At 70.6% G+C, this 19373-nt stretch carries 21 protein-coding genes; 10 read left to right on the forward strand and 11 right to left on the reverse strand.

Features of this window, described 5'->3' with window-relative positions:
- The first annotated feature begins 152 nt into the window (after positions 1 to 152).
- Complete coding sequence (locus AB0I81_RS26250; protein WP_360661354.1) at positions 153 to 1994, forward strand: DUF2264 domain-containing protein; 1842 nt, start codon at positions 153 to 155, stop codon at positions 1992 to 1994.
- Here AB0I81_RS26250 and AB0I81_RS26255 read toward each other — a convergent pair.
- A complete protein-coding gene (locus AB0I81_RS26255) occupies positions 1987 to 2361 on the reverse strand; it encodes a DUF4267 domain-containing protein (protein ID WP_360661357.1) in 375 nt (124 codons plus the stop codon). The genes AB0I81_RS26250 and AB0I81_RS26255 overlap by 8 nt on opposite strands.
- Before the next feature lie 89 nt (positions 2362 to 2450).
- On the opposite strand from AB0I81_RS26255, the gene AB0I81_RS26260 reads away from it, so the two are divergent.
- Both AB0I81_RS26260 and AB0I81_RS26265 read left to right on the forward strand, forming a co-directional pair.
- Entirely contained in the window at positions 2451 to 3002 is a 552-nt protein-coding gene (locus tag AB0I81_RS26260) for a TetR/AcrR family transcriptional regulator (protein ID WP_360661360.1), read from the forward strand.
- A gap of 75 nt (positions 3003 to 3077) precedes the next feature.
- A complete protein-coding gene (locus AB0I81_RS26265; protein WP_360661362.1) occupies positions 3078 to 4448 on the forward strand; it encodes a S28 family serine protease in 1371 nt (456 codons plus the stop codon).
- Between the two features lie 60 nt (positions 4449 to 4508).
- Here the strand turns inward: AB0I81_RS26265 and AB0I81_RS26270 are convergent, their stop codons facing one another.
- Genes AB0I81_RS26270 through AB0I81_RS26290 form a run of 5 tightly spaced genes read right to left on the reverse strand, consistent with a single transcriptional unit; the run spans position 4509 to position 9433 of the window.
- Positions 4509 to 5597 (reverse strand): Gfo/Idh/MocA family oxidoreductase, encoded by a 1089-nt coding sequence (locus AB0I81_RS26270; RefSeq protein ID WP_360661364.1) that lies wholly within the window; start codon positions 5595 to 5597, stop codon positions 4509 to 4511.
- Positions 5594 to 6376 carry a ThuA domain-containing protein gene (locus AB0I81_RS26275; RefSeq protein WP_360661366.1) on the reverse strand — a complete coding sequence of 261 codons (783 nt, stop codon included), beginning with the start codon at positions 6374 to 6376 and terminating at the stop codon, positions 5594 to 5596. The genes AB0I81_RS26270 and AB0I81_RS26275 overlap by 4 nt, the downstream gene beginning before the upstream one ends.
- Positions 6377 to 6397: 21 nt before the next feature.
- Positions 6398 to 7216, reverse strand: coding sequence for a carbohydrate ABC transporter permease (locus AB0I81_RS26280; RefSeq protein ID WP_360661368.1), 819 nt, complete (start codon positions 7214 to 7216; stop codon positions 6398 to 6400).
- Between the two features lie 20 nt (positions 7217 to 7236).
- Entirely contained in the window at positions 7237 to 8175 is a 939-nt protein-coding gene (locus AB0I81_RS26285) for a sugar ABC transporter permease (protein WP_360661370.1), read from the reverse strand.
- A gap of 31 nt (positions 8176 to 8206) precedes the next feature.
- Positions 8207 to 9433, reverse strand: a complete 1227-nt coding sequence (locus tag AB0I81_RS26290; RefSeq protein ID WP_360661374.1) for a sugar ABC transporter substrate-binding protein — start codon at positions 9431 to 9433, stop codon at positions 8207 to 8209.
- A 278-nt stretch (positions 9434 to 9711) separates the two neighbouring features.
- Here AB0I81_RS26290 and AB0I81_RS26295 point away from each other — a divergent pair, with 278 nt between their 5' ends.
- The 3 genes from AB0I81_RS26295 to AB0I81_RS26305 all read left to right on the forward strand — a co-directional run bounded on the left by AB0I81_RS26295 (position 9712) and on the right by AB0I81_RS26305 (position 12519).
- Positions 9712 to 10716, forward strand: coding sequence for a LacI family DNA-binding transcriptional regulator (locus tag AB0I81_RS26295; RefSeq protein WP_360661377.1), 1005 nt, complete (start codon positions 9712 to 9714; stop codon positions 10714 to 10716).
- A 71-nt stretch (positions 10717 to 10787) separates the two neighbouring features.
- Positions 10788 to 12176, forward strand: coding sequence for a HAMP domain-containing sensor histidine kinase (locus tag AB0I81_RS26300; protein ID WP_360661380.1), 1389 nt, complete (start codon positions 10788 to 10790; stop codon positions 12174 to 12176).
- A 61-nt stretch (positions 12177 to 12237) separates the two neighbouring features.
- A complete protein-coding gene (locus tag AB0I81_RS26305) occupies positions 12238 to 12519 on the forward strand; it encodes a hypothetical protein (RefSeq protein ID WP_360661383.1) in 282 nt (93 codons plus the stop codon).
- A 25-nt stretch (positions 12520 to 12544) separates the two neighbouring features.
- On the opposite strand, the gene AB0I81_RS26310 is transcribed toward AB0I81_RS26305, so the two are convergent.
- Positions 12545 to 12910, reverse strand: coding sequence for an STAS domain-containing protein (locus AB0I81_RS26310; RefSeq protein ID WP_360661385.1), 366 nt, complete (start codon positions 12908 to 12910; stop codon positions 12545 to 12547).
- Between the two features lie 187 nt (positions 12911 to 13097).
- Here AB0I81_RS26310 and AB0I81_RS26315 point away from each other — a divergent pair, with 187 nt between their 5' ends.
- Positions 13098 to 13430 carry a MarR family transcriptional regulator gene (locus AB0I81_RS26315; RefSeq protein WP_360661388.1) on the forward strand — a complete coding sequence of 111 codons (333 nt, stop codon included), beginning with the start codon at positions 13098 to 13100 and terminating at the stop codon, positions 13428 to 13430.
- On the opposite strand, the gene AB0I81_RS26320 is transcribed toward AB0I81_RS26315, so the two are convergent.
- The 3 genes from AB0I81_RS26320 to AB0I81_RS26330 are packed head-to-tail and all read right to left on the reverse strand — an operon-like array spanning position 13421 to position 15523.
- Positions 13421 to 14308, reverse strand: coding sequence for a hypothetical protein (locus AB0I81_RS26320; RefSeq protein WP_360661391.1), 888 nt, complete (start codon positions 14306 to 14308; stop codon positions 13421 to 13423). The two genes, AB0I81_RS26315 and AB0I81_RS26320, sit on opposite strands and share 10 nt — an antisense overlap.
- 29 nt (positions 14309 to 14337) lie before the next feature.
- Positions 14338 to 14862, reverse strand: a complete 525-nt coding sequence (gene lepB, locus AB0I81_RS26325) for a signal peptidase I (protein ID WP_360661393.1) — start codon at positions 14860 to 14862, stop codon at positions 14338 to 14340.
- A 10-nt stretch (positions 14863 to 14872) separates the two neighbouring features.
- A complete protein-coding gene (locus AB0I81_RS26330) occupies positions 14873 to 15523 on the reverse strand; it encodes a class I SAM-dependent methyltransferase (protein WP_360661396.1) in 651 nt (216 codons plus the stop codon).
- A gap of 53 nt (positions 15524 to 15576) precedes the next feature.
- On the opposite strand from AB0I81_RS26330, the gene AB0I81_RS26335 reads away from it, so the two are divergent.
- Entirely contained in the window at positions 15577 to 16197 is a 621-nt protein-coding gene (locus AB0I81_RS26335) for a TetR/AcrR family transcriptional regulator (RefSeq protein ID WP_360661398.1), read from the forward strand.
- 30 nt (positions 16198 to 16227) lie between these two features.
- Here the strand turns inward: AB0I81_RS26335 and AB0I81_RS26340 are convergent, their stop codons facing one another.
- A complete protein-coding gene (locus AB0I81_RS26340) occupies positions 16228 to 17166 on the reverse strand; it encodes a MerR family transcriptional regulator (RefSeq protein ID WP_360661399.1) in 939 nt (312 codons plus the stop codon).
- Positions 17167 to 17507: 341 nt separating this feature from the next.
- On the opposite strand from AB0I81_RS26340, the gene AB0I81_RS26345 reads away from it, so the two are divergent.
- Both AB0I81_RS26345 and AB0I81_RS26350 read left to right on the forward strand, forming a co-directional pair.
- A complete protein-coding gene (locus AB0I81_RS26345; RefSeq protein WP_360661402.1) occupies positions 17508 to 18320 on the forward strand; it encodes a patatin-like phospholipase family protein in 813 nt (270 codons plus the stop codon).
- Between the two features lie 25 nt (positions 18321 to 18345).
- The gene (locus AB0I81_RS26350; protein ID WP_360661404.1) at positions 18346 to 19353 is read left to right on the forward strand and encodes a 1-acyl-sn-glycerol-3-phosphate acyltransferase; all 1008 of its coding nucleotides are present in this window, start codon (positions 18346 to 18348) and stop codon (positions 19351 to 19353) included.
- The last annotated feature ends 20 nt before the right edge of the window (positions 19354 to 19373 follow it).

Below are 19373 nucleotides of genomic sequence, written 5' to 3' on the forward strand. Positions count from 1 at the left end.
GTAAACCGTTTACACGCATGGTTCCGTCTGGCTGTCACCGTGTCAAATCTCCCGCCGGGGCTTCCGGATGCCCGGAAACCGAGTGAAGCGATTACCCGCCAAGACCGTAAGAGCACTCCATTCGTCCGGTTGGTTGGCCTAGTATGCGTTTTATGTCACTGCCGGATGAATCCTGGACCAGGGCGCAATGGGAGGCCATGGCGGATCGCCTGCTGGCCGCCGTGGCGCCGTACGCGACCGACGGTTTCGCCCAGTACCGGCTGCCCGGCAAGGCAAGCAGATCGGGGCCGGAGAGCGACGGACTGGAGGGGTACGCGCGCACATTCCTGCTCGCCGCGTTCAGGATCGCCGGCGCGCGGGGCCAGGTGCCGCCCGCGCTGATCGAGCGGTACACCGGCGGGCTGACCGCCGGGACCAACCCGGCGCACCCCTACGCGTGGCCGGCCCTGACCGACATGTCGCAGCAGCTCGTCGAGGCCGCCTCGATCGCCCTGGCGCTGCACGAGACCCGGCCCTGGTTGTTCGACCGGCTGTCCCCGGCCGAGCGGGAGCGGGTGGTGGACTGGCTCGCGGGATTCGTCGGAAAGCGCACGCCGGACAACAACTGGGTGTTGTTCCGGGTGGTGGTGGAGCAGTTCCTGGCCGAGGTGGGCGGGCCGTACGAGCCGGACGAGATCACCGGCGGCCTCGACCGCATCGAGGACTGGTACGCCGGCGACGGCTGGTACTCCGACGGCAAGGGCAAGAACTTCGACTACTACTGCGGCTGGGCGATGCACCTGTACCCGTCGCTCTGGGCCAGGATGGCCGGCGACACCGCCAGGCAGGAGCTGTACGCGGCCCGGCTGCACCGCTTCCTCGACCAGTACCAGCACTTCTTCGCCGCCGACGGCGGCCCCGTGCACCAGGGCAGGTCGCTGACCTACCGGTTCGCCACGGTCGCGCCGCTGTGGCTGGGCGCGCTGACCGGCGCCTCACCGCTGCCGCCCGGCAGGACCCGCCGCATCGCCGGCCGCACGCTGCGCCACTTCGCCGAACGCGGCGCGCCGGACGGGCGCGGGCTGCTCACCCTCGGCTGGTACGACGCTTTCGCGCCCATCGCGCAGTCGTACTCGGGGCCGGGCTCGCCGTACTGGGCCAGCAAGGCGTTCCTCGGGCTCCTGTTGCCGCCGGAACATCCGGCGTGGACGGCCCCGGAGGAGCCCGCGCCCGTCGAGTTGGCCGACCAGGCGCTGGCCATGCCCGCCCCCGGCTGGCTGCTGCACGCCACCCGCGCGGACGGCGTCGTGCGGCTGGTCAACCACGGCAGCGACCGCGACCGCGTACAGGACCCGGACGGCGACCCCGACCCGCACTACCTCAAACTCGCCTACACCAGCCACACGGGCCCCGAGGTGGGGGAGAAGGCGCAGGGCGTGGACAACCACCTGGCCGTCGTCGCCCCCGACGGGACCGCCTCGGTGCGCCGCTTCATCGAACCCCTGACCGTTTCCGACCGCTTCGCCGCCTCCGCCTACCGGGACGGCCCGGTGCGGGTGGTGACGGCCTCGGTCGTGGACGGCGCGGCGGAGATCAGGATCCACCGCGTCACGGCCCCGCCCGGCCACCGGGTACGCGACGGCGGCCACGCCCTGGCCGCGCCCGCCCCGCTCGACCTGCGCGAGGAGGCGTCCCTGGCGCGGGCCCGGCGTCCCGACGGCCTGACCAGCGCGGTTCGCGCCCTGCACGGCTACACGGGCACGGGACTGGCGACGGCGGAGGGCGCCAACGCCTACGGCGCCCACTCGGCCACCCCGTACGCCCTGGCCGCGTCCCACCCGGGCGGCACCGCGTTGTACGTCAGCCTGGTCTGGCTGGCGAACACGGAGCCGCCCGCCCCTGACGTGCGGATCGAGGACGGGGACCTGGCCGTGGTGACCCTGCCGGGCGGGGGAACGGCGGCGGTCCGCATGGCCGACGTCCCCACCTGCGAACGCCGGGACACCATCAGCTGACGGCGAAGAGCAGGGCGGCGCTCACCAGCATGACCACGGCGGTCGCGAAGTGGATGCCGAACGCGACCGCCTTCGTTCCCCCGTGGCGCAGCACGATCAGCGTGTCGCCCAGCGGCGCCAGAATGAGGACCAGCATGAACCAGGCTTCGGCGGCAGGCCCGGCGAAGGCCAGCAGGGCCAGGCCGACCAGGCCGTAACAACCGTCGCGCAGACCCTTGATCGTCAGGTACGCCCGGTCGCCGTCGGCCTTGGCGGGAACGCCGTAGCCGGCCGCCGCGGCCTGCGGGACGAACAGGAAGCGGTAGCCGACGAAAAGGATCAGCAGGTTGAGCGCGATGGCCAGGCCGTAGGCGATGAAAGTGAGCATGTCCTTCTCCGAGTGCTAGCAGTGCTAGGAACGAGAATGACGCTAGCACGAGCGACGACAGAAGCGCTAGCGGTGCTAGATTAGGGAGCATGTCGATCCAGAAGCGCCGGGAGCGCGAGCGGGCGGAGCGGGAGCAGCTGATCATCACGACGGCGCGGGAACTGGCCGAGGCCGAGGGATGGGAGGCGGTGACGACCAGGCGGCTGGCCGAACGGGTCGAATACAGCCAGCCGGTGCTCTACAGCCACTTCAAGGGCAAGGACGCCATCATGACGGCGGTCGCGCTCGAAGGCTTCGCCGAACTGGCCGAGGAACTGCGCGCGGCGCCTGCGACGCTGGCCGGGGTGGCGCGGGCGTACACGGATTACGCCGAGCGGTGCCCCGCGCTCTACGACGCGATGTTCCGCCGGCACGTGGACCTGCCGTTCGCCACCCCGCAGGCCCCGCCCGCGCTCTGGGCCTCCTTCGACGTGCTGACCGAGGCGGTGCGCCCGCACGCCCGGGGCGAGGACCTCGGCCTGCTGACCGAGACCTTCTGGGCCGCGCTGCACGGCCTGGTGACGCTCACGCTCGGCGGCCGGCTGCCCCGTGACCAGCACGACCGCAGGCTCGCGCTCCTCGTGGCCCGTTTCGAGACGTGACCATGCTTTTCGGGGCGGCATGATCGGTATACGTTCGGGCGATACCCTGGCCCTCCTCCTAAGGAGTCGCATACCGTGCGATCCCGATTACTGGCCGCCCTGGCCATCGTGGCAGCCCTCGCTTTCAACGCCGTCCCCGCGGCGGCCCAGGACGACCTGCTGGACAGGCTCAAGGCCATCCCGGGACTCACCGTCGTGTCGGAGACCCAGCCGTCCGGCTACCGCTTCTTCGTGCTGAGCTACACCCAGCCGGTCGACCACAGACATCCAGGCAAGGGGACCTTCCAGCAGCGCCTCACCCTCCTGCACCGCGCGGCCGACGCCCCCGTCGTGCTCGCCACGGGCGGGTACGGGCTGCCGGTCAACCCCACGGCCTCCCGTACCGAGCCGACCCGGCTGGTGGACGGCAACCAGGTCTCCGTCGAGCACCGCTTCTTCCGCTCCTCCCGTCCGGCCCCGGCCGACTGGGACGATCTGACGATCTGGCAGGAGGCGACCGACGAGCACCGGATCGTCGGGGCGCTCAAGACGATCTACTCGGGCAAGTGGATCCAGACCGGCGTCAGCAAGGGCGGCATGACCTCGGTCTACCACCGCCGCTTCTACCCCGGTGACGTGGACGGCGTGGTGGCCTACGTCGCGCCCAACGACCCGGTCAACCCGCAGGACCGCGCCTACGACAGGTTCTTCGCCCGGGTCGGCACCGGGGCCTGCCGCGCCGCGCTGGAGAACGTGCAGCGCGAGGCGCTCAAGCGGCGCGCGCGGATGGTGGCGCTGCTGGAGGCCGACGCCGCGAGCAACGGCTACACCTTCGACAACACGCTCGGCAGCGCGGACCGCTCGTTCGAGATGACGATCCTCGACACGGCCTGGGCGTTCTGGCAGTACTCCACCGAGGCCGACTGCGCCTCGGTGCCGCCCGCGACCGCCACCGACCAGGAGCTGTACGCCTGGATCGACGCCGTGGCCTCCTTCGGCTTCTACACCGACGAGGGCCTGGAGTACTACCTTCCGTACTACTACCAGGCGGCCACCCAGCTCGGCTGGCCCGACCTGTCCTTCGGGCACCTGCGCGGGCTGACCCGCCACCGCAACCTCTACCAGCCCAACGGCGTGCTGCCCGCCGAGCTGCGCTCCCGGCACGATCCCCGGCCGATGATCGACGTGGACCACTGGGTGCGTACCCGATCTGAGCGCATGTTGTTCATCTACGGTGAGAACGACCCGTGGAGCGCCGAGCGGTTCACCCCGAGCAGGCGTGACTCCTACCTGTACGTCGCGCCGGGCGCCAACCACGGAGCCTCCATCGCGCTGCTGCCCGAGGCCGACCGCGCGGCGGCCACGGACACGCTGCTGCGCTGGGCGGAGGCGTCGCCGGCCAGGCGACTGCCGGAGGCGGCGGACCTCCCGGCCGACAACATGCTCCCGGACCGCCGGACCCGCTGACCCGAGCGGGCAACCCTCGACCGGACCGCAGGACCCGCTGCCCCGGCGGCTACCGCGCCGTCACCGCTTCTCGGCGGTGGCGAGCGCGGCGGCCGGGCCGCCCCAGGACACCAGCCGGTCCCTGACCTCCTCCCGTACGGGCAGCGCCAGCGCCTCGTCGTACGCCTGATCCAGCAGCGCCCCGATCTCGACCCGCTCCCCGGACTCGGCCGAGCGGACCGCCCCCTCGACCATCGCCAGGCTCCTGACGTTGCCCTGGATCGTTCCCGACGGGGTCACGCCCGTGCGCAGCGCACCGGCGAACTCCTCGAACGCCCCGGCGATCTGCTCATGCGCGCCCGGCGGCACCTCGGCGGTCCCGCTGACGCTGGAGGTGACCTGCCGCTCACCGTCCCACGTCGCGGTGCCGCCGGCGCCACTGGCCCGCCACTCCCCGTTCCAGGACGTCTCCTGCCCGTCGGCGCACCAGCTCCCGGTGTACACGTACCGGGCGCCGTCGTCGAAGACGAAGGTGGCGGTGGCCGCCGCGTCGCCCCTGAACCAGCTCCACGCGGGGTTCCAGCTCTCGCACCGCACCGAGACCGGCTCGGACCCGAGCAGGTAGCGGGCGGCGTCGAAGGCGTGGATGGCCATGTCCACCAGCAGCGGTTGCGCCATCTCCTCGCGGAAGCCGCCGAAGCGCGGCCCACGGAAGAACCCGGTGGTGAGCAGCCCGGGAGTGCCGAGCCCCGCGAGCAGGTCACGGTAGGCGGACAGGGCGGCGAAGTACCGGCGCGACTGGCTGATCATCAGCAGCTTCCCGGCCGCCTCGGCCGCCGCGGCCTGCACGAGCGCCTCGGCCAGGGTCGGCGCGGCGGGCTTCTCGCACAGGACGGGGACCCCGGCGAACAGCGCCTCGATGTTGACCGCGCTGTGCGCCGCCGGGACGGTGACGTTCACCACGGCGTCCGGCTCGGTTACGGGCAGCAGGTCGCCGAGTGTGGCGGCCGCCTTGGCCGCGCCGCCGACGGACCGCACGGCCGCCTCCGCCCGCCCGACGTCCAGGTCGGCCACCCCGACGACCTCCACGCCGGGGGCGGCGGCCAGGGTACGAAGCCAGGCCTGGCCCATTCCCCCCGCCCCGACCTGGACGACGCGCAACGGTCTCACTGGTTCTCCTTGTTGGCCATCGCGCCCCGGTAGCCGTGCCCGTTGAAGAAGTCGCCCGTCTCGTAGCGCAGCAACGTCGGCAGTTCGCGCCGCGCCGGGTCGCCCGCCGCCCACTCCACGCCGTTGGAGATCACCTGCAGCACGTCCGGGTGGTGGTAGACGGGGTAGTCCTGGTCGCCGGGGCTGAAGTAGAAGATCTTGCCGTTGCCGCGGCGGAAGGTGCAGCCGCTGCGGAAGACCTCGCCGCCGGAGAAGGAGCTGATGAAGATCAGCTCGTCGGGTGCGGGGATGTCGAACTGCTCGCCGTACATCTCCTGGGCCGGGATCTCGATCGGGTGCGGGATGCCGCGCGCGATGGGATGGGCCGGGTTCACCGTCCAGACCAGCTCGCGGTCGTTCTCGCTGCGCCAGCGCAGCGTGCACGTGGTGCCCATCAGCTTGGTGAAGATCTTCGACCAGTGGCCGGAGTGCAGCACCAGCAGGCCCATGCCGGACAGGACGTGCCGGTGCACCCGCTCCACCACCTCGTCCGACACCTCACCATGGGCGGCGTGCCCCCACCAGGTGAGCACATCCGTGTTCGCCAGCACCTCTTCGGTCAACCCGTGCTCGGGGTCGTCAAGGGTGGCCGTGGCGACGCTCGCCCGCTCGCCCAGCCTGGCCTCGATGCCGCGCCGGATGGTGTTGTGCATGCCGTCCGGGTAGATCTTGGCCACCTCGGGCTCGCGCTGCTCATGCCGGTTCTCGCCCCACACCAAGACGCGAATGGATGCGTTCATCGATATTTCCTTCCCATTTGACTATTTGACCGCGCCGCTGACGGCGCCTGCCGCGATGTAGCGCTGGGCGAAGATCAGGAGCAGCGCCGCCGGGATGGAGGCGAGCACCGCCGTGGCCATCACGGCGGACCAGTCCTGCGTGTTCGCGCTGATGTAGTCGTAGATGCCGAGGGTGATCGGCCGCACCTCGGGCGTGCTGGTCAGGGTGAGGGCGAACAGGAAGTCGCTCCACGCCGACAGGAACGTGAAGAGCGCGGCCGTCACGATCGCGTTCCTGCTGATCGGTACGACGATCGAGACGAACGCCCGCAGCGCCCCGGCCCCGTCCACCATCGCGGCCTCGACCAGCGCGCGGGGGATGGAGCCCATGAACGCGCGGATGAGCAGCACCGCGAAGGGGATGCCCGCCGCCGTGTTGGCCAGGATCAGGCCGAAGATGTTGTTGAGCAGGAACAGGTTGTTGAACAGCGGGTAGAGCGCGTTCGCGATGACGATGGCCGGGACCATCTGCGTGATCAGCAGCACCAGCAGGAACACGTTCAGGCCGCGGGATCGGAAGCGGGACAGGCCGTAGGCGGCCGGGGTGGCGATGACCAGGGTCAGCAGCACGGTGCCGAGCGCGATGAGCAGGCTCGTGACGAAGTTCTGCCCCTGCTCGGAGATGGCCTTCGCATAGCCGGTCAAGGTCGCGTTGATCGGGAAGAAGTCCCTGGTGGTGGCGCCGGAGCTGTCCTGCAGGCTGCTGTTGACCATCCAGTAGACCGGGAAGATCATCACAGCGAGGAAGAAGACGCCGAGCACCGTCATGGGCAGCCGGCGCACGGTGGAGGAGTTGTTCACGTTCGGCTCCGATCAGCGGCCTACTCGTTCGGCTCTCGGCGCGAGATGTAGAGATAGACCAGGGCGAAGACGAGTGACACCACGATGAGGATGTTGCTGATCGCGGCGCCCTCGCCGAAGTTGAACTCGACGAAGGAGGCGTTGTACGCGTCCGTGGCCAGCGTCTGGGTGGAGTTGGCCGGGCCGCCGCCGGTCAGGCCCAGGATGATGTCGACGACCTTGAGCGTGTAGACGACGCCGAGCACGATGACGACGCTGACCACCGGCCTGATGTTCGGCCAGGTGATGTGCCTGAACGCCTTCCAGCCGACCGCGCCGTCCAGCGAGCCGGCCTCGTACAACAACTTCGGCACCGCCTGCAGGCCGCTGTACAGGATCGCCACGTTGAACGGGATCCCCAGCCAGATGTTCACGCCGATGACGCCGATGAGCGCCAGCGTGGGATCGACCAGCCAGGGCACGGCCGGCACGCCGAACAGGCCGAGGAACTGGTTGAGCGCGCCGCTCTCCTGGTCCAGCAGCCATTTCCAGACCGCGCTGGAGGCGATCAGCGGCAGCAGCCAGGGAAGCAGCAGCAGTGAGCGCAGGAAGCCGCTGAGCGGGAAGTTCCGCTTGAAGAACAGCGCCAGCGCGAGCCCGATCACGAACTGGAAGACGATCGACCCGACCGTGAACAGCGCGGTGTTCACCAGGGTCGTGGTGAACAGATAGCTCGACAGGATCGTCGCGTAGTTGGACAGGCCCACCCAGGGCGCCTCGCCGCTGTAGAAGGTCGAGGTCGTGTACTCCTGGAAGCCCATGACGACGTTCTGCACGATCGGATAGCCGAAGAACATCGCCACGAACACGATGGCCGGCAGGCAGAACAGCCACGGCGTGGCCCGCCTGAGCAGCCGCATTCGGGCGATCTTGCGGCGGCCGCCTGCCGCGGCCGGCAGGCTGAGGTTGGCTGACGTCACCAAACCACTCCTTTTCGGGGTTCTCGGACGCCTAGTCGCCCTGCGCCAGGCGCAGCGCCTCGGCGGGAGCGGCCTTGCCCGTCAGCGCGAGCTGCACGGCGTTATAGATCTTGGTCGCCGCCTTGGGCCAGTCGGGCCCGAGGAGCGCGGTGCGCGAGCGCGCGTTCTGCACGGTCGTCACGAACGGGGCCAGCGCCGGATTCGACCTGCCGGCCTGCTCGGCGACGGCCGGGGTGGTCGGCACGTTCTGCGCGACCTTCGCCGTCTGGAGCTGCTGCTCGGGCGAGACGAGGCACTGCACGAACCGCCCGGCCTTGGCCATCTTGGCCCTGTCAGCGGTGCGCGGCACGGTGTAGACCTCGCCGCCGAGCGGCGCGACCGTGGTCTGCGTGGGCAGCCGCGTGGGGATGGTGAACGCCCCCCACTGCACGTCCCGCTGCTCCTGCAGGGCGGGAATCTGCCATGGGCCGTTGACCACCATGGCCGCCTTGCCCGCGATGAACTGGTCGATCACGTCGTCCTGGCTCCAGATGAGGGAGCTCTTGGACATCGACCCGTCGTTCTGCAGATCGACGAGGAACTGCACCGCCTGAACGGTCTCCTCGGTCGTGATGTCCTGTTCCGTGCCGCCGTTGCCCCACATGAAGGGCAGGAACTGCCACGTGCCCTCGTAGGTGTTGATCGTGCTCATCGCGAAGCCGTAGCGGTCCTGCGTGGTCAGCCGCTTGGCGTTCGCGCGCAGGTCGTCCCACGTCTTCGGCGGTGTGGTGATGCCCGCGGCCCGGAACATCTCCTTGTTGTAGAAGATGCTGAGCGTGTTCACGGCGGGGGCGAGGCCGTACAGCTTGCCCGCGTACGTGCCCGCCTTCACCACGGCCGGCAGCATGCCCTCGCCGCGAATGCCGTAGTCGGACAGCGGGGACAGCGCGCCGGACTCGGCGATCTGCTGCACGTCGGGGTTGTCGAGCATCAGCACGTCGGGCAGGGTGCGGGAGCTGCTCTGCTGGAGCACCTTGCGGATCAGCCCGGGTCCTGCGACGTGGCTGATCACCAGCGTGACGCCGACCTCCTTGGCGCACGCCTGATAGAGCGGGTCGCGCGACGGGTCGAGATAGTCCTGGACGGTCAGAGTGTTGGGGGATTCCGTGCCGGAGGCGGCCGCCCCGCCGCACGCGGTGAGCGTGGCGGGGAGGATAAGGGCCGCCGCCGCGACAGCCACTTTGGGCGCTCTTCCGGTGCGCTTCTGTGCTGTCCTCATGTGCGCTACTCCTTCGGGAACGAAGGCTTCGAGCTGGGGGAATAGGTCACGAAGGGGCCGGCGGGCCGCGCCCCGTGAGCAGGTGGAGGTGTTTATGAGCCACGCGCAGCGTGGACGGACACTGATCAATCAAAACGCTTAACCGCGTTCGCTTGTGCAGTATGTTGCGCCGATCTGTCTGTGATGTCAACCACAAGTCAATCGTTTTGCAAACGGCGGCCGGGAGATATAGTCGCAGTGCTTCGCGCCCCTCACGAGCGAGCCGGGAGGCGGCATCCATGGTCACGATGCGCGACGTCGCCGAGCGGGCCAACGTCTCCATCGCCACGGTCTCGTTCGTGCTCAACGGCACCAAGCGGGTCGCGCCCGAGACCCGGGCGCGCATCGAGGCCGCCATCGAGGAGCTCAACTACCGGCGCAACGTCGTCGCCCGCGCCCTGGCCAGCTCGCGCACGCGCATCCTCGCGCTGCTGCATCCCGACCTGGAGTCCCGGCCGAACGCGACGGTGATCCAGTTCGTCATGGGCGCGGCGCACGGGGCCCGCGAGCGCGGCTACGACCTGGTGTTGTGGCCGGTCAACGACGACGAGCAGATGTCGCACCTGCTCGCCGGCGGGCTCGTGGACGGCGCGCTGCTCATGGAGGTGCGCACCCGTGACTCCAGGATCGGGCGGCTGGTCGCCTCGCGGGTGCCGTACGCGCTGATCGGCCGCACCGAGGACGACGACCAGCCGTACGTCGACATCGACTTCGCCACCACCATCCACCAGGCGGTCGAGCACCTGCGCTCCTTCGGCCACGAGCACATCGCACTGGTCACGCAGCCCACGACCGGCCAGGAGCCGGGCCGCGTCAGGCGGGTGGAGCTCGCCTACCTCGACGCGATCGAGCCGCTCGGCGGGGAGCCCGCCGTCATCGCGGTGGACAGCACGTCGGCCGGCGGGCGGGAGGCCGCGCAGGTGCTGAGCGCGCGGTTCCCGCGCTGCACGGCCGTGGTCCTGGCCAACGAGGGCGCCTCCGCGGGGCTCGCCAAGGGGGTGCGGGCCCTCGGCCGCGCCATCCCCGGCGATCTGTCCATCATCTCGGCGGCCACCACCCAGGAGCTGGGCGAGATGATCGAGCCGTCGCTGACCGTGATGGCCGCGCCGGCCCCGCGGCTGGGCCGCCTGGCCGCGGACGCCCTGATCGACCAGCTCGAAGGGGTCCAGGACGCGCCGTTGCAGGTGCTCATCCCGTGCACGCTGGTGCCGGGCCAGTCGGTGGGCCCCGCGCCGGGCCAGTGAAAATGTCGGGAATCTCCCGAGGTTGGCGGTGAGCGTGGCGACTGTGTTCTGCTGATCCTCGGGGGAGGCGCGTGAGCACACGGTTGGGCCACTCGTTGCGTACGCGGCTGGCGTTGTTCGCCAGTATCGCGATGTTGCTGCTGAACGTCGTCGTCAGCGCCTTCGTGCTGTACGGAATCCGCGGCGAGGCGGCCCGCGCCAGGGCCCACGAGGCGGCCGGCAAGGGCGTCCGCGTGCTGCTCCTGATCAAACAGGACCGGCTGCCCCGGGAACTGCCGCCCGACGGGCTGGACGGCATCCAGGTGGTCGACCCGAGCGGCCGGCCGGTCGCCTGGACGCCGAACCTGGCGGGCGAGCCGCGTGTGACGAGCGAGGTCCCGCGCCGGAGCCAGGCCAACGACTCCAGCGGGATGTGCGACCTGCCCGCCCTCCCCGGGCGCTGCGAGATCGTGGTGGCGCTGGTGGCCTACCAGCCGGAGGGCGAGTGGGTGATCTACTCGCTCACCCCGGCCGTGCCCTGGTACGTCAGCCCCTACGTGATCCTCTTCCAGCTGGCCGTGACGGCGCTGCTGGTCGCGCTGACCTGGTTCGGGGTCTCGCGCGTGGTGGCCAGGACCCTGGCGCCCGTCAGCAGCATCACCAGGAAGCTGGCCGAGATCAGCGAGGGCGGCGGCGGGATGCGCGTGCCCGTACCGGACAACGAGGATGAGATCAGGGAGCTGGCGGAGACCGGGAACAGGACGCTGGAGCGGCTGGAGTCGGCACTGGAGCAGCAGCGGCTGGCGATGGAGCGGCAGCGCCAGTTCGCCGGCGACGCCTCGCACGACCTGCGCAGCCCGATCACCGCGATGCGCGCCCAGATCGAGGACGCCCTCCTGCACCCCGAGGACACCGACTGGCGGGAGACCGGCGCCGAGGTGCTGACCAGCCTGGACCGGCTGCAGGCCATCGTGACGGACCTGCTCACGCTGACCAAGCTGGACGCGGGCGCCCCGCACCGGCGGGCCCCCCTCGACCTGGGCGAACTGGTGGCCGCCGAGACCGCCGCGCGGCCGCGTACCAAGCTGGTCGCCGCCACCCTGGAGACAGGGGTGATCGTCGCGGGCGACCGGCTGCAACTGGCCCGCCTGCTGACCAACCTGCTGGACAACGCCGAGCGGCACGCCGAGCGGCAGATCATCATCACGGTGCGGCGGCAGGGCGAGGAGGCCGTCCTGGAGGTGGTGGACGACGGCACCGGCATCGAGCCCGAGCACCGCGAGGTCGTCTTCCAGCGCTTCACCCGGCTGGACGCCTCACGCAGCCGCGACGCCGGCGGCACCGGGCTGGGCCTGCCCATCGCCCGCGAGATCGCCACCGCCCACCTCGGCACGCTGACCATTGAGGACTCCGGCACCGGCGCCAGGTTCGTGTTGCGGCTGCCGATCCACGAAGACGGGCACATCCTGGGACATGACTGATTCGGCGATGATCGGGGCATGCCTTCCCGGACCAGGTTTGCGCGACCGGAGGGAGATCCACATGGAGCAGCGGGGGACCGGCACCCGAATCAGTCATTCCGCCGAGGGGGAGGCCCGCGTCCGTTGCACGCCTCCTGCCGCCGCTGAACTTTTCGAGATCGCCGTCCTGGACACCACGGGCGACGATGGCCAGGCGCGCTGGCACACCATCGGCTGGGGCGTGGACCGGGGCGATGCCGAGAACATCGCGGAGGAGTATGTGACACGGACGTTGTGCCCGTACGACGAAGCACAGGTCCGGCAGAACGGGACCCTGGTAGGAGTGCACCGCAGGCCGGCCTGACGGCCGGCCCTGGAAGCTCTGACGGCTACGCCGCGGGCTCCGGCGGACTCAGGTGGCCGAGCACCGCGAAGAGAGCCTGATCGACATGGTCGTACATCGACACCGCCCGCTCGGCTCCCGTGATCTCCATCAGCCGGGCGGGCATCGGTTGCACCGCGGCCAGATGCAGGGCGACGCCGTGTGCGCGGGCGAGCGCGGCGGCGGCGAGCAGCACGGCCAGGCCGGAGCTGTCCAGGAAGGTCAGCCGGCTCATGTCCACGATGAGGGGTTCGTCGAGCCGGCGGCGCTGCGTGTCGATGTACTGTTCCAGATCGCCGGAATTCGTGGTGTCCACCTGTCCCGCCACGCTGATCAACGTGGCCCCGGGAAGGTGGCGACAGGTGAGGTTCACGGGCACTCCTGCACGGGGTGAACGGCTGATGGGTCAACGATCGCCGCGGCGACGCCTGTCGTCTGCCCCGAACTCTAAACCCGTAGGTAGATACCGGAAAGGTTTTTCGTCATAGAATCTTCGGGAAATGTTATTCACCTGTGTCCCGCTCTCCGGGGCCGGGACCGGGCCGAAGGGGCGAAGGGCCGTGAGCTCAACCGACGACCGCTCGTCCAGCTGGACGTTCCTCACCCATCATGCCCGGGTGCTCGTGGAGATCGCCCGGGATCCCGCCATCCGGCTGCGCGACATCGCCGCCGGCATCGGCATCACCGAACGTGCCGTGCAGAGCATCGTCCGCGATCTCTACGAGGCCGGATACCTCAGCCGTCACCGGGTCGGCCGGCGTAACCACTACAGCCTCAACCTCGACCAGCACTTCCGCTACCCGACCGAGGCGAACCTGCCGATCAGCCTGCTGGTCGACATGTTCGCCCAGCACGACCTGCACGACAGGAAGAGCCCCGGCGATCAGTCCTGACCGTCCATGACGCCGTAGGCCGTCGAACGGAAGAGGAAGGAAGCCCAGGAGCGGTAGGGCCGCCAGGACTCGGCGATCTTCCGGTACGCGGCGGGGGAGGCGTCCTTCGGCAGCCCGTACGCCTCCCGCAGGATCGCGAACAGCCGCGGCTCGTCCCCGGGGAAGGCGTCCGGCGCGCCCGCGCCCCGGATCAGGATCAGGCCCGCCGAGAACGGCCCCACGCCGGGCAGCGCGCGCAACTCGGCCAGGGCCTCCTCGGGGGACAGGGAGCGCAGGTGCTCGGTGGTGAGCACGCCGTCGAGCGCCGCCCTGGCCAGGCCGCGTACCCACTCCTCCTTCTGCACGGGCAGCCCGAGACCGCCGGCCTCCAGCAGTGAGACGGGTGGCGGGAAGGCCGTGTACTCCTGCCCGTCCACGGCGACCCGCGCCCCGTACCGCTCGGCGATGCGCTGCTTGATCCGGGAGGCGATGAGCATCGACGAGCGCTGCACGATCACGGCCCAGCACGCCGCCTCCCACGGGCTCCAGAAGCACACCGGGCGCAGTCCGGGGCGGCGCCGCCGCAGATCGCCGAGCACCGGGTCCTGTTCGCCCAGTTCGGCGAAGCCCGTGCCGTCCACGTCGAGCGACAGGATCCGCGCCACCTCGCCCCTGATCCCCGGACCCGCCGCGCGGGTCGTGGTGACGGCGACCCCGCCCGGTGCGGCGGTCACGCTCACGCCGATCGGCCGCCAGTCGGCCTCCGCGCTGTAGGCGAAGCGCAGCGTCCTGCCGTCGGAGGGCAGGGCGCTGGTGGCGGGCCAGTCCTCGACGAAGCGCAACGAGTCGGCGAACTCGAAGGGGCCTTCGGCGGTGAGCGTGAAATCGTGCGTGGTCATGCGCGTATGGTAGGCGGGCCCGGTGCGGGCTATGACCTGGCCGGGAGCTCCACCACTCCGAGGATGTCCGCGCGGCCGACCGTTCCCCCGCCGAGTTTGTCCATGCTGTAGCGGGAGTCGAGGGAGACGTTGCGGTAGTCGCACATGAGCCAGACCCGATCCTCCCGCACCTTGACGCTGAACGGCTTCGGGTTGCCCGGGTGCAATGGGGACAGGTAGGGCTCGTCCAGCGGCTTGCCGTTGAGCACGACCCGCTCTCCGGGCGCGTCACAACACTCCAGGGAGTCTCCCGGCACGCCGATGACACGCGCCAAGACCGATGATCCCGGCGAGATCCTGGTCCAGTCGTCGGGTACGCGGTACATGACGATGTCGCCGCGGCGCGGGACGTACTCGCCTTGGGTGAGCCGTACCGTCACCCGCGAGTCCTTCTTGATCGTCGGTTCCATGCTCTCCGACGGGACGAGGACGAACTTCCGGCCGATCACCACATCGGTGAGCCCGCACCCGGTGATCAGCAGCAGGACCAGCGATAAGCAGGCAAGACGATTCATTCGCCGTACCCTACAGGCGGCAGCTGATCTCCATGCCGTCCTCTATGGGGAAGGTCACGCTCTGGTAGCCGCTCTCGGGGTCGCGGACGTGGTCGAGGTAGGGCCGGAGGCTGTCCAGGTTGACGTCGTCGGCGACGACGAGCGTGCCGGGGGCGAGGCGGGGCTCCAGCAGGCGCAGGACGGGCAGGCACAGGTCCTTCCAGCCGTCCAGCAGCGCGAAGCCGACCGGTTCCGTGCGTCCGGCGAGGGTTTCGAGGGCGTCTCCCTCCAGGATCGTGATCACGTCGTCGAGCCCGGCCTCGACGAACGTCTCGCGGGCTGCGGCGATCTTGTCCTTGCTCATCTCGGTGGTGAGGACGTGGCCCGTGCCGTTGTCGCGTACGGCGGCGGCCAGGTGCAGGGTCGAGATGCCGAACGAGGTGCCGAATTCGACGATCGTGGCCGGGCGGGTGGCCCTGACCAGGTTGTAGAGCAGCTTTCCGCCCTCGGCGGAGATCGGCATGTAGATCTCGGCCGAGGCGTCGGCCAGTTCCTGGGCGGTCGGGGGTTCGGCGGGGAGTCCGGCGTAGGCGCGGGCGGCGGTGGCGTCGTCGTGCTCGGCCGCGGCGAACATCCGGTCGATGGCCTGCTTGACCCGTTGGTCGGTGAGTGTGTTCATCATGGATCCTAGAGTAGACGCAACGTCGCGTCTAAGCTAGTGGGTATTCTGACGGCATGACGGAGACGGGCGGGCCGGAGCGGCGTCACCACGGCAACCGGCACGGGCGCAGCGAGGCGGCCAGGCAGGCGGTGCTGCGGGCGGCCGACGACCTGCTGGCCGAGAAGGGCTTCGCGGGCGTCACGATGGAGGGCATCGCGGCGCGGGCCGGGGTCGCCAAGCAGACCGTCTACCGGTGGTGGAGCAGCAAGACGGCGGTGCTCGTGGACGCGTTCGTGGAGGACCTGGCCGAGGAGCTGACCCCGCCCGACCACGGTCGTCTCGCCCTCGACCTGCCCGCCTACCTCGCGCAGCTCGCCCACGTGCTGAGCGGGACCGACACCGGGGCCGTGTTCCGGGCGCTCATCGCGCAGGCGCAGCACGATCCGGCGTTCGGGGCGGACTTCCGGGCCAGGTATCTCGACGTTCAGCGGGGGCGCGACCGGTTGCCGCTGGAGCGGGCGGTGGACAGGGGCGAACTGCCCGCCGGCCTCGACGTGGCGGCCGAGACCGATCGGCTCGTGGGGCCGCTGTACTACCGGGTGCTGGTCACGGATGAGCCGGTCGGGCGCGAGTACACCGACCGGCTCGCCGAGGACTTCCTGCGCCGCGCGACCCGCGACGCCGGGCGGCCATGACCGGGTCGGAACCGCCGTGCCGGGTGCTGGTCAGGCCGGGTTTCCTGCCGTGGGTGAGTGCGTGCTCAGCGCGCGCGTGAACCAGTCGAGCGCCTGGGACAGCTCTTGCGGGGGCACCCAGCCGTTGATCACCGCGAGGAGGCGGGTGTAGGTGTCCCAGCGCGGGTCGTTCGCCGCCTCCAGCCGGGCCGTCAGGCGGCCGGTCAGGCCGGGGTCGTCCGGGTTCAGGCCGTGGTGGCGGGCATAGCTCGTGATGAGCGACGTGACGTACGGGCGGGCCTCGGGGGAGGCCGGGTCGAGGCCCGCCGCCAGGGCGGGGGCGGCCAGGTCACGGGCCAGCGCGGCGGGGTCGGGACGCAGGACACCGACGGACTGTTCGCCGTGGAGTTCGGCCATGCGTGCGATGCTCGCGCGGAAGTCCGGGTCGCGGGAGAGTTCGGCCAGTTCCACCCACGCCTCGACCTGCTCCGGTGCGGGGTCGTCCGGCAGTTCGGGGGTCAGCGAGGTCATGGCTCCGGCGAAGGAGGGCCCGGCGTCGCCGAACGCGGCGGACAGGAAGTCATTGATCAGGCGGTGCCGCTCGTCCTTAGACAACTTCGCGAGTTTGTGCATCAGTTCCGTCTCCTCTGGGGTGGAGCCGCGCCTGGCCACCGCCGTCAGCACCGCCCGCCGCACCCGCAGCGCGCGGATCTGCGTCTCCAGGGCCTCGGCGTGCGCCGCGGCGACCTCGGGCAGGGACAGTTCCCGGTCCACGACCGCGCGGATCGTGGGCAGGTCCAGGCCGAGGTCGCGCAGCGTGCGTACGAGGTCCAGGCGGGCGGCGGCGGTCAGGTCGTACAGGCGGTAGCCGGCGGGGCTGCGGGCGGTGGGCGGCACGATCCCCTCGTCGGAGTAGAACCTGATGGTCTTGACCGTCAGCCCGGTGCGCCGGGCCAGGTCGCCGATCGAGTAGAGCGTGTCCCCGTCCATGCGCCCAACTCTGGCGTCTCCCCTCGCTGGAGACTCAAGCGGCACCGTACGATCGCGCCGCCGGTGCCGTACACCTTCTGCACGTCCCGTTCCAGCGGTTGCCGGGTGATGTGGCGGCCGATGCCGCGGTTCGCGCCGGTCACGAGGGCTACGGAGCCGGAAATACGCATGGCTGCCTCCTGGCAGTCGTCAGGTGAGTGATTCGGCGTTCACGCTAGGACCTGACATTGACGTCAGAGGCAAGGGTTGTGAGGAGGGGCACGCATGCCCGGGTGACATCGCCGCTGGAAGGGGGACAATCCCACCATGGCCCGACCTGCCGCCCGCGCCGGATGAGTCGCGTGGAGACCGCGTTCGTGCTCGGCGGCGGCGGCGTGCTCGGCGCGTACGAGGTGGGTATGCTGCGCGCGCTCGACGAGGCCGGCATCCGCCCCGACCTGGTGGTGGGCACCTCCGTCGGCGCGCTGAACGGTGCGGTCATCGCCGCGGCCCCTGGCGAGGCGGTCGAGCGGCTGACGGGACTGTGGCAGTCGGACGTCGTGCGTACGGCCTTCGCCGGCTCCTGGGTCGCCCGGTTGTCCACGCTGGCCAAGACGGGCACCCACCTGCACCCGATCAGCCCGTTGCGCGGTGTTCTGAGCAAGACCGTGCGGGTTTCGCGGATCGAGGAGCTGGAGGTCCCGTTCCAGTGCGTCGCGGCCTCGGTCGAGCGGGCGGCGGCGCACTGGTTCACCGGCGGGCCGCTGGTGGACGCGGTGCTGGCCTCGTGCGCGGTGCCCGGGCTGCTGCCGCCCGTGGTGATCGGCGGCGAGCACTTCTACGACGGCGGGCTGGTGCACAGCATCCCGATCGGGCGCGCCGTGCTGCTGGGCGCGCAGCGCGTGTACGTCCTGCACGTCGGCCGCATCGAACGCCCCCTGGCGCCGCCCAGGCGGTTCTGGGAGGTGGGCATGGTGGCCTTCGAGATCGCTCGCCGGCACCGCTTCGCCGAGGACCTGGCCTCGCTGCCGCCGGGCGTGGAGGTGCACGTGTTGCCCGCCGGGGTCACCGAGCCGCTCTCGCCGCTGCGTTACCGCGACGTGTCCCAGGTCGCGGCCTGCATCGACCGGGCGTACGAGGCGTCTTCCAGGTACCTGAGTCACGGGGCAGGATGAAAGCAGGCCCCTGAAGGAGGCTGCGGTGCTTCCACCTCGCATTCTGCGCAGGCTCGTGCTGGCGCCACTGGTCATCGTGGTGACCGTGTTCATGGTGGTGACGCTGCCGTTCTGGCTCGTCGTCACCGCCGCCGCCTCGTTGCGCCTGCCGCCGCCGCAACGCAGGGGAGCCAGGTTCGTCTGGTTCGGGGTGGCGTGGCTGACGTTGGAGCCGGCCGTGCTGATCGCCTGCCTGTGGTTGTGGGTGGCGGGCGGTGCCCGGCTGCAGGATCGGCACTACGGGCTGATCGAGTGGTTCCTGTCGCAGGTGTACGCCGCCGCCGTGCGGATCTTCCGGCTGGCCGTGGACATCGAGGAGCCGGAGCTGACCGAGGAGGAACGGGCGGCCCGGCTGAACAGGCCGATCATCGTGCTGTCCAGGCACGCCGGCCCCGGCGACTCCTTCCTGCTGATCTACCACCTGCTCGCGCGCTACCGGCGGCGGCCCCGCATCGTGATGAAGGCCGCGCTCCAGTACGACCCGTCGCTCGACGTGGTCATCAACCGGCTGCCGAACGCGTTCGTGCCCCGCAAGTCGGGGCAGGGCCACATCGTCGAGGAGATCCGCCGCCTGGCCGCCACGATGAGCGACCGGGACGCGCTGGTGATCTTCCCCGAGGGCGGGAACTTCACCCCGCGCCGCCGGCGGCTGGCGATCAGGCGGCTGGAGGAGAAGGGGCTGGCGGCGGAGGCGGAGCGGGCGCGCGGCATGGACCACCTGCTCCCGCCCCGCCCGAACGGCGCCATCGCGGCCATCGAGGCGTGCCCGTCGGCGGACGTCATCTTCGTCGCGCACACCGGGCTCGACGACCTGATCACGCTGGGGGACGTCTGGCGCAAGCTGCCCGTCAGCGCACACATCACCGCGAAGTGGTGGCGGGTGCCGGCCGACGCCATCCCGGGCGGGCGCGAGGAGCGGATCGACTGGCTGTATGACCACTGGGAGCAGATCGACGCCTGGATCAGGGCCCAGCGCCTGGCCAGCACCGCCTAGTCAGACGCCTGGATCACCGC

This window comes from Nonomuraea sp. NPDC050404, from assembly GCF_040655495.1.
In the GTDB taxonomy this organism is placed as follows: Bacteria; Actinomycetota; Actinomycetes; order Streptosporangiales; family Streptosporangiaceae; genus Nonomuraea.

What these genes read in the sequence shown, in the direction of transcription:
- AB0I81_RS26250 (WP_360661354.1), top strand. Translation starts at nt 153, where the DNA reads ATGTCACTGCCGGATGAATCCTGGACCAGGGCGCAATGGGAGGCCATG.
- AB0I81_RS26255 (WP_360661357.1), bottom strand. Translation starts at nt 2,361, where the DNA reads ATGCTCACTTTCATCGCCTACGGCCTGGCCATCGCGCTCAACCTGCTG.
- AB0I81_RS26260 (WP_360661360.1), top strand. Translation starts at nt 2,451, where the DNA reads ATGTCGATCCAGAAGCGCCGGGAGCGCGAGCGGGCGGAGCGGGAGCAG.
- AB0I81_RS26275 (WP_360661366.1), bottom strand. Translation starts at nt 6,376, where the DNA reads ATGAACGCATCCATTCGCGTCTTGGTGTGGGGCGAGAACCGGCATGAG.
- AB0I81_RS26290 (WP_360661374.1), bottom strand. Translation starts at nt 9,433, where the DNA reads ATGAGGACAGCACAGAAGCGCACCGGAAGAGCGCCCAAAGTGGCTGTC.
- AB0I81_RS26295 (WP_360661377.1), top strand. Translation starts at nt 9,712, where the DNA reads ATGGTCACGATGCGCGACGTCGCCGAGCGGGCCAACGTCTCCATCGCC.
- AB0I81_RS26305 (WP_360661383.1), top strand. Translation starts at nt 12,238, where the DNA reads ATGGAGCAGCGGGGGACCGGCACCCGAATCAGTCATTCCGCCGAGGGG.
- AB0I81_RS26320 (WP_360661391.1), bottom strand. Translation starts at nt 14,308, where the DNA reads ATGACCACGCACGATTTCACGCTCACCGCCGAAGGCCCCTTCGAGTTC.
- lepB (WP_360661393.1), bottom strand. Translation starts at nt 14,862, where the DNA reads ATGAATCGTCTTGCCTGCTTATCGCTGGTCCTGCTGCTGATCACCGGG.
- AB0I81_RS26330 (WP_360661396.1), bottom strand. Translation starts at nt 15,523, where the DNA reads ATGATGAACACACTCACCGACCAACGGGTCAAGCAGGCCATCGACCGG.
- AB0I81_RS26335 (WP_360661398.1), top strand. Translation starts at nt 15,577, where the DNA reads ATGACGGAGACGGGCGGGCCGGAGCGGCGTCACCACGGCAACCGGCAC.
- AB0I81_RS26340 (WP_360661399.1), bottom strand. Translation starts at nt 17,166, where the DNA reads ATGGACGGGGACACGCTCTACTCGATCGGCGACCTGGCCCGGCGCACC.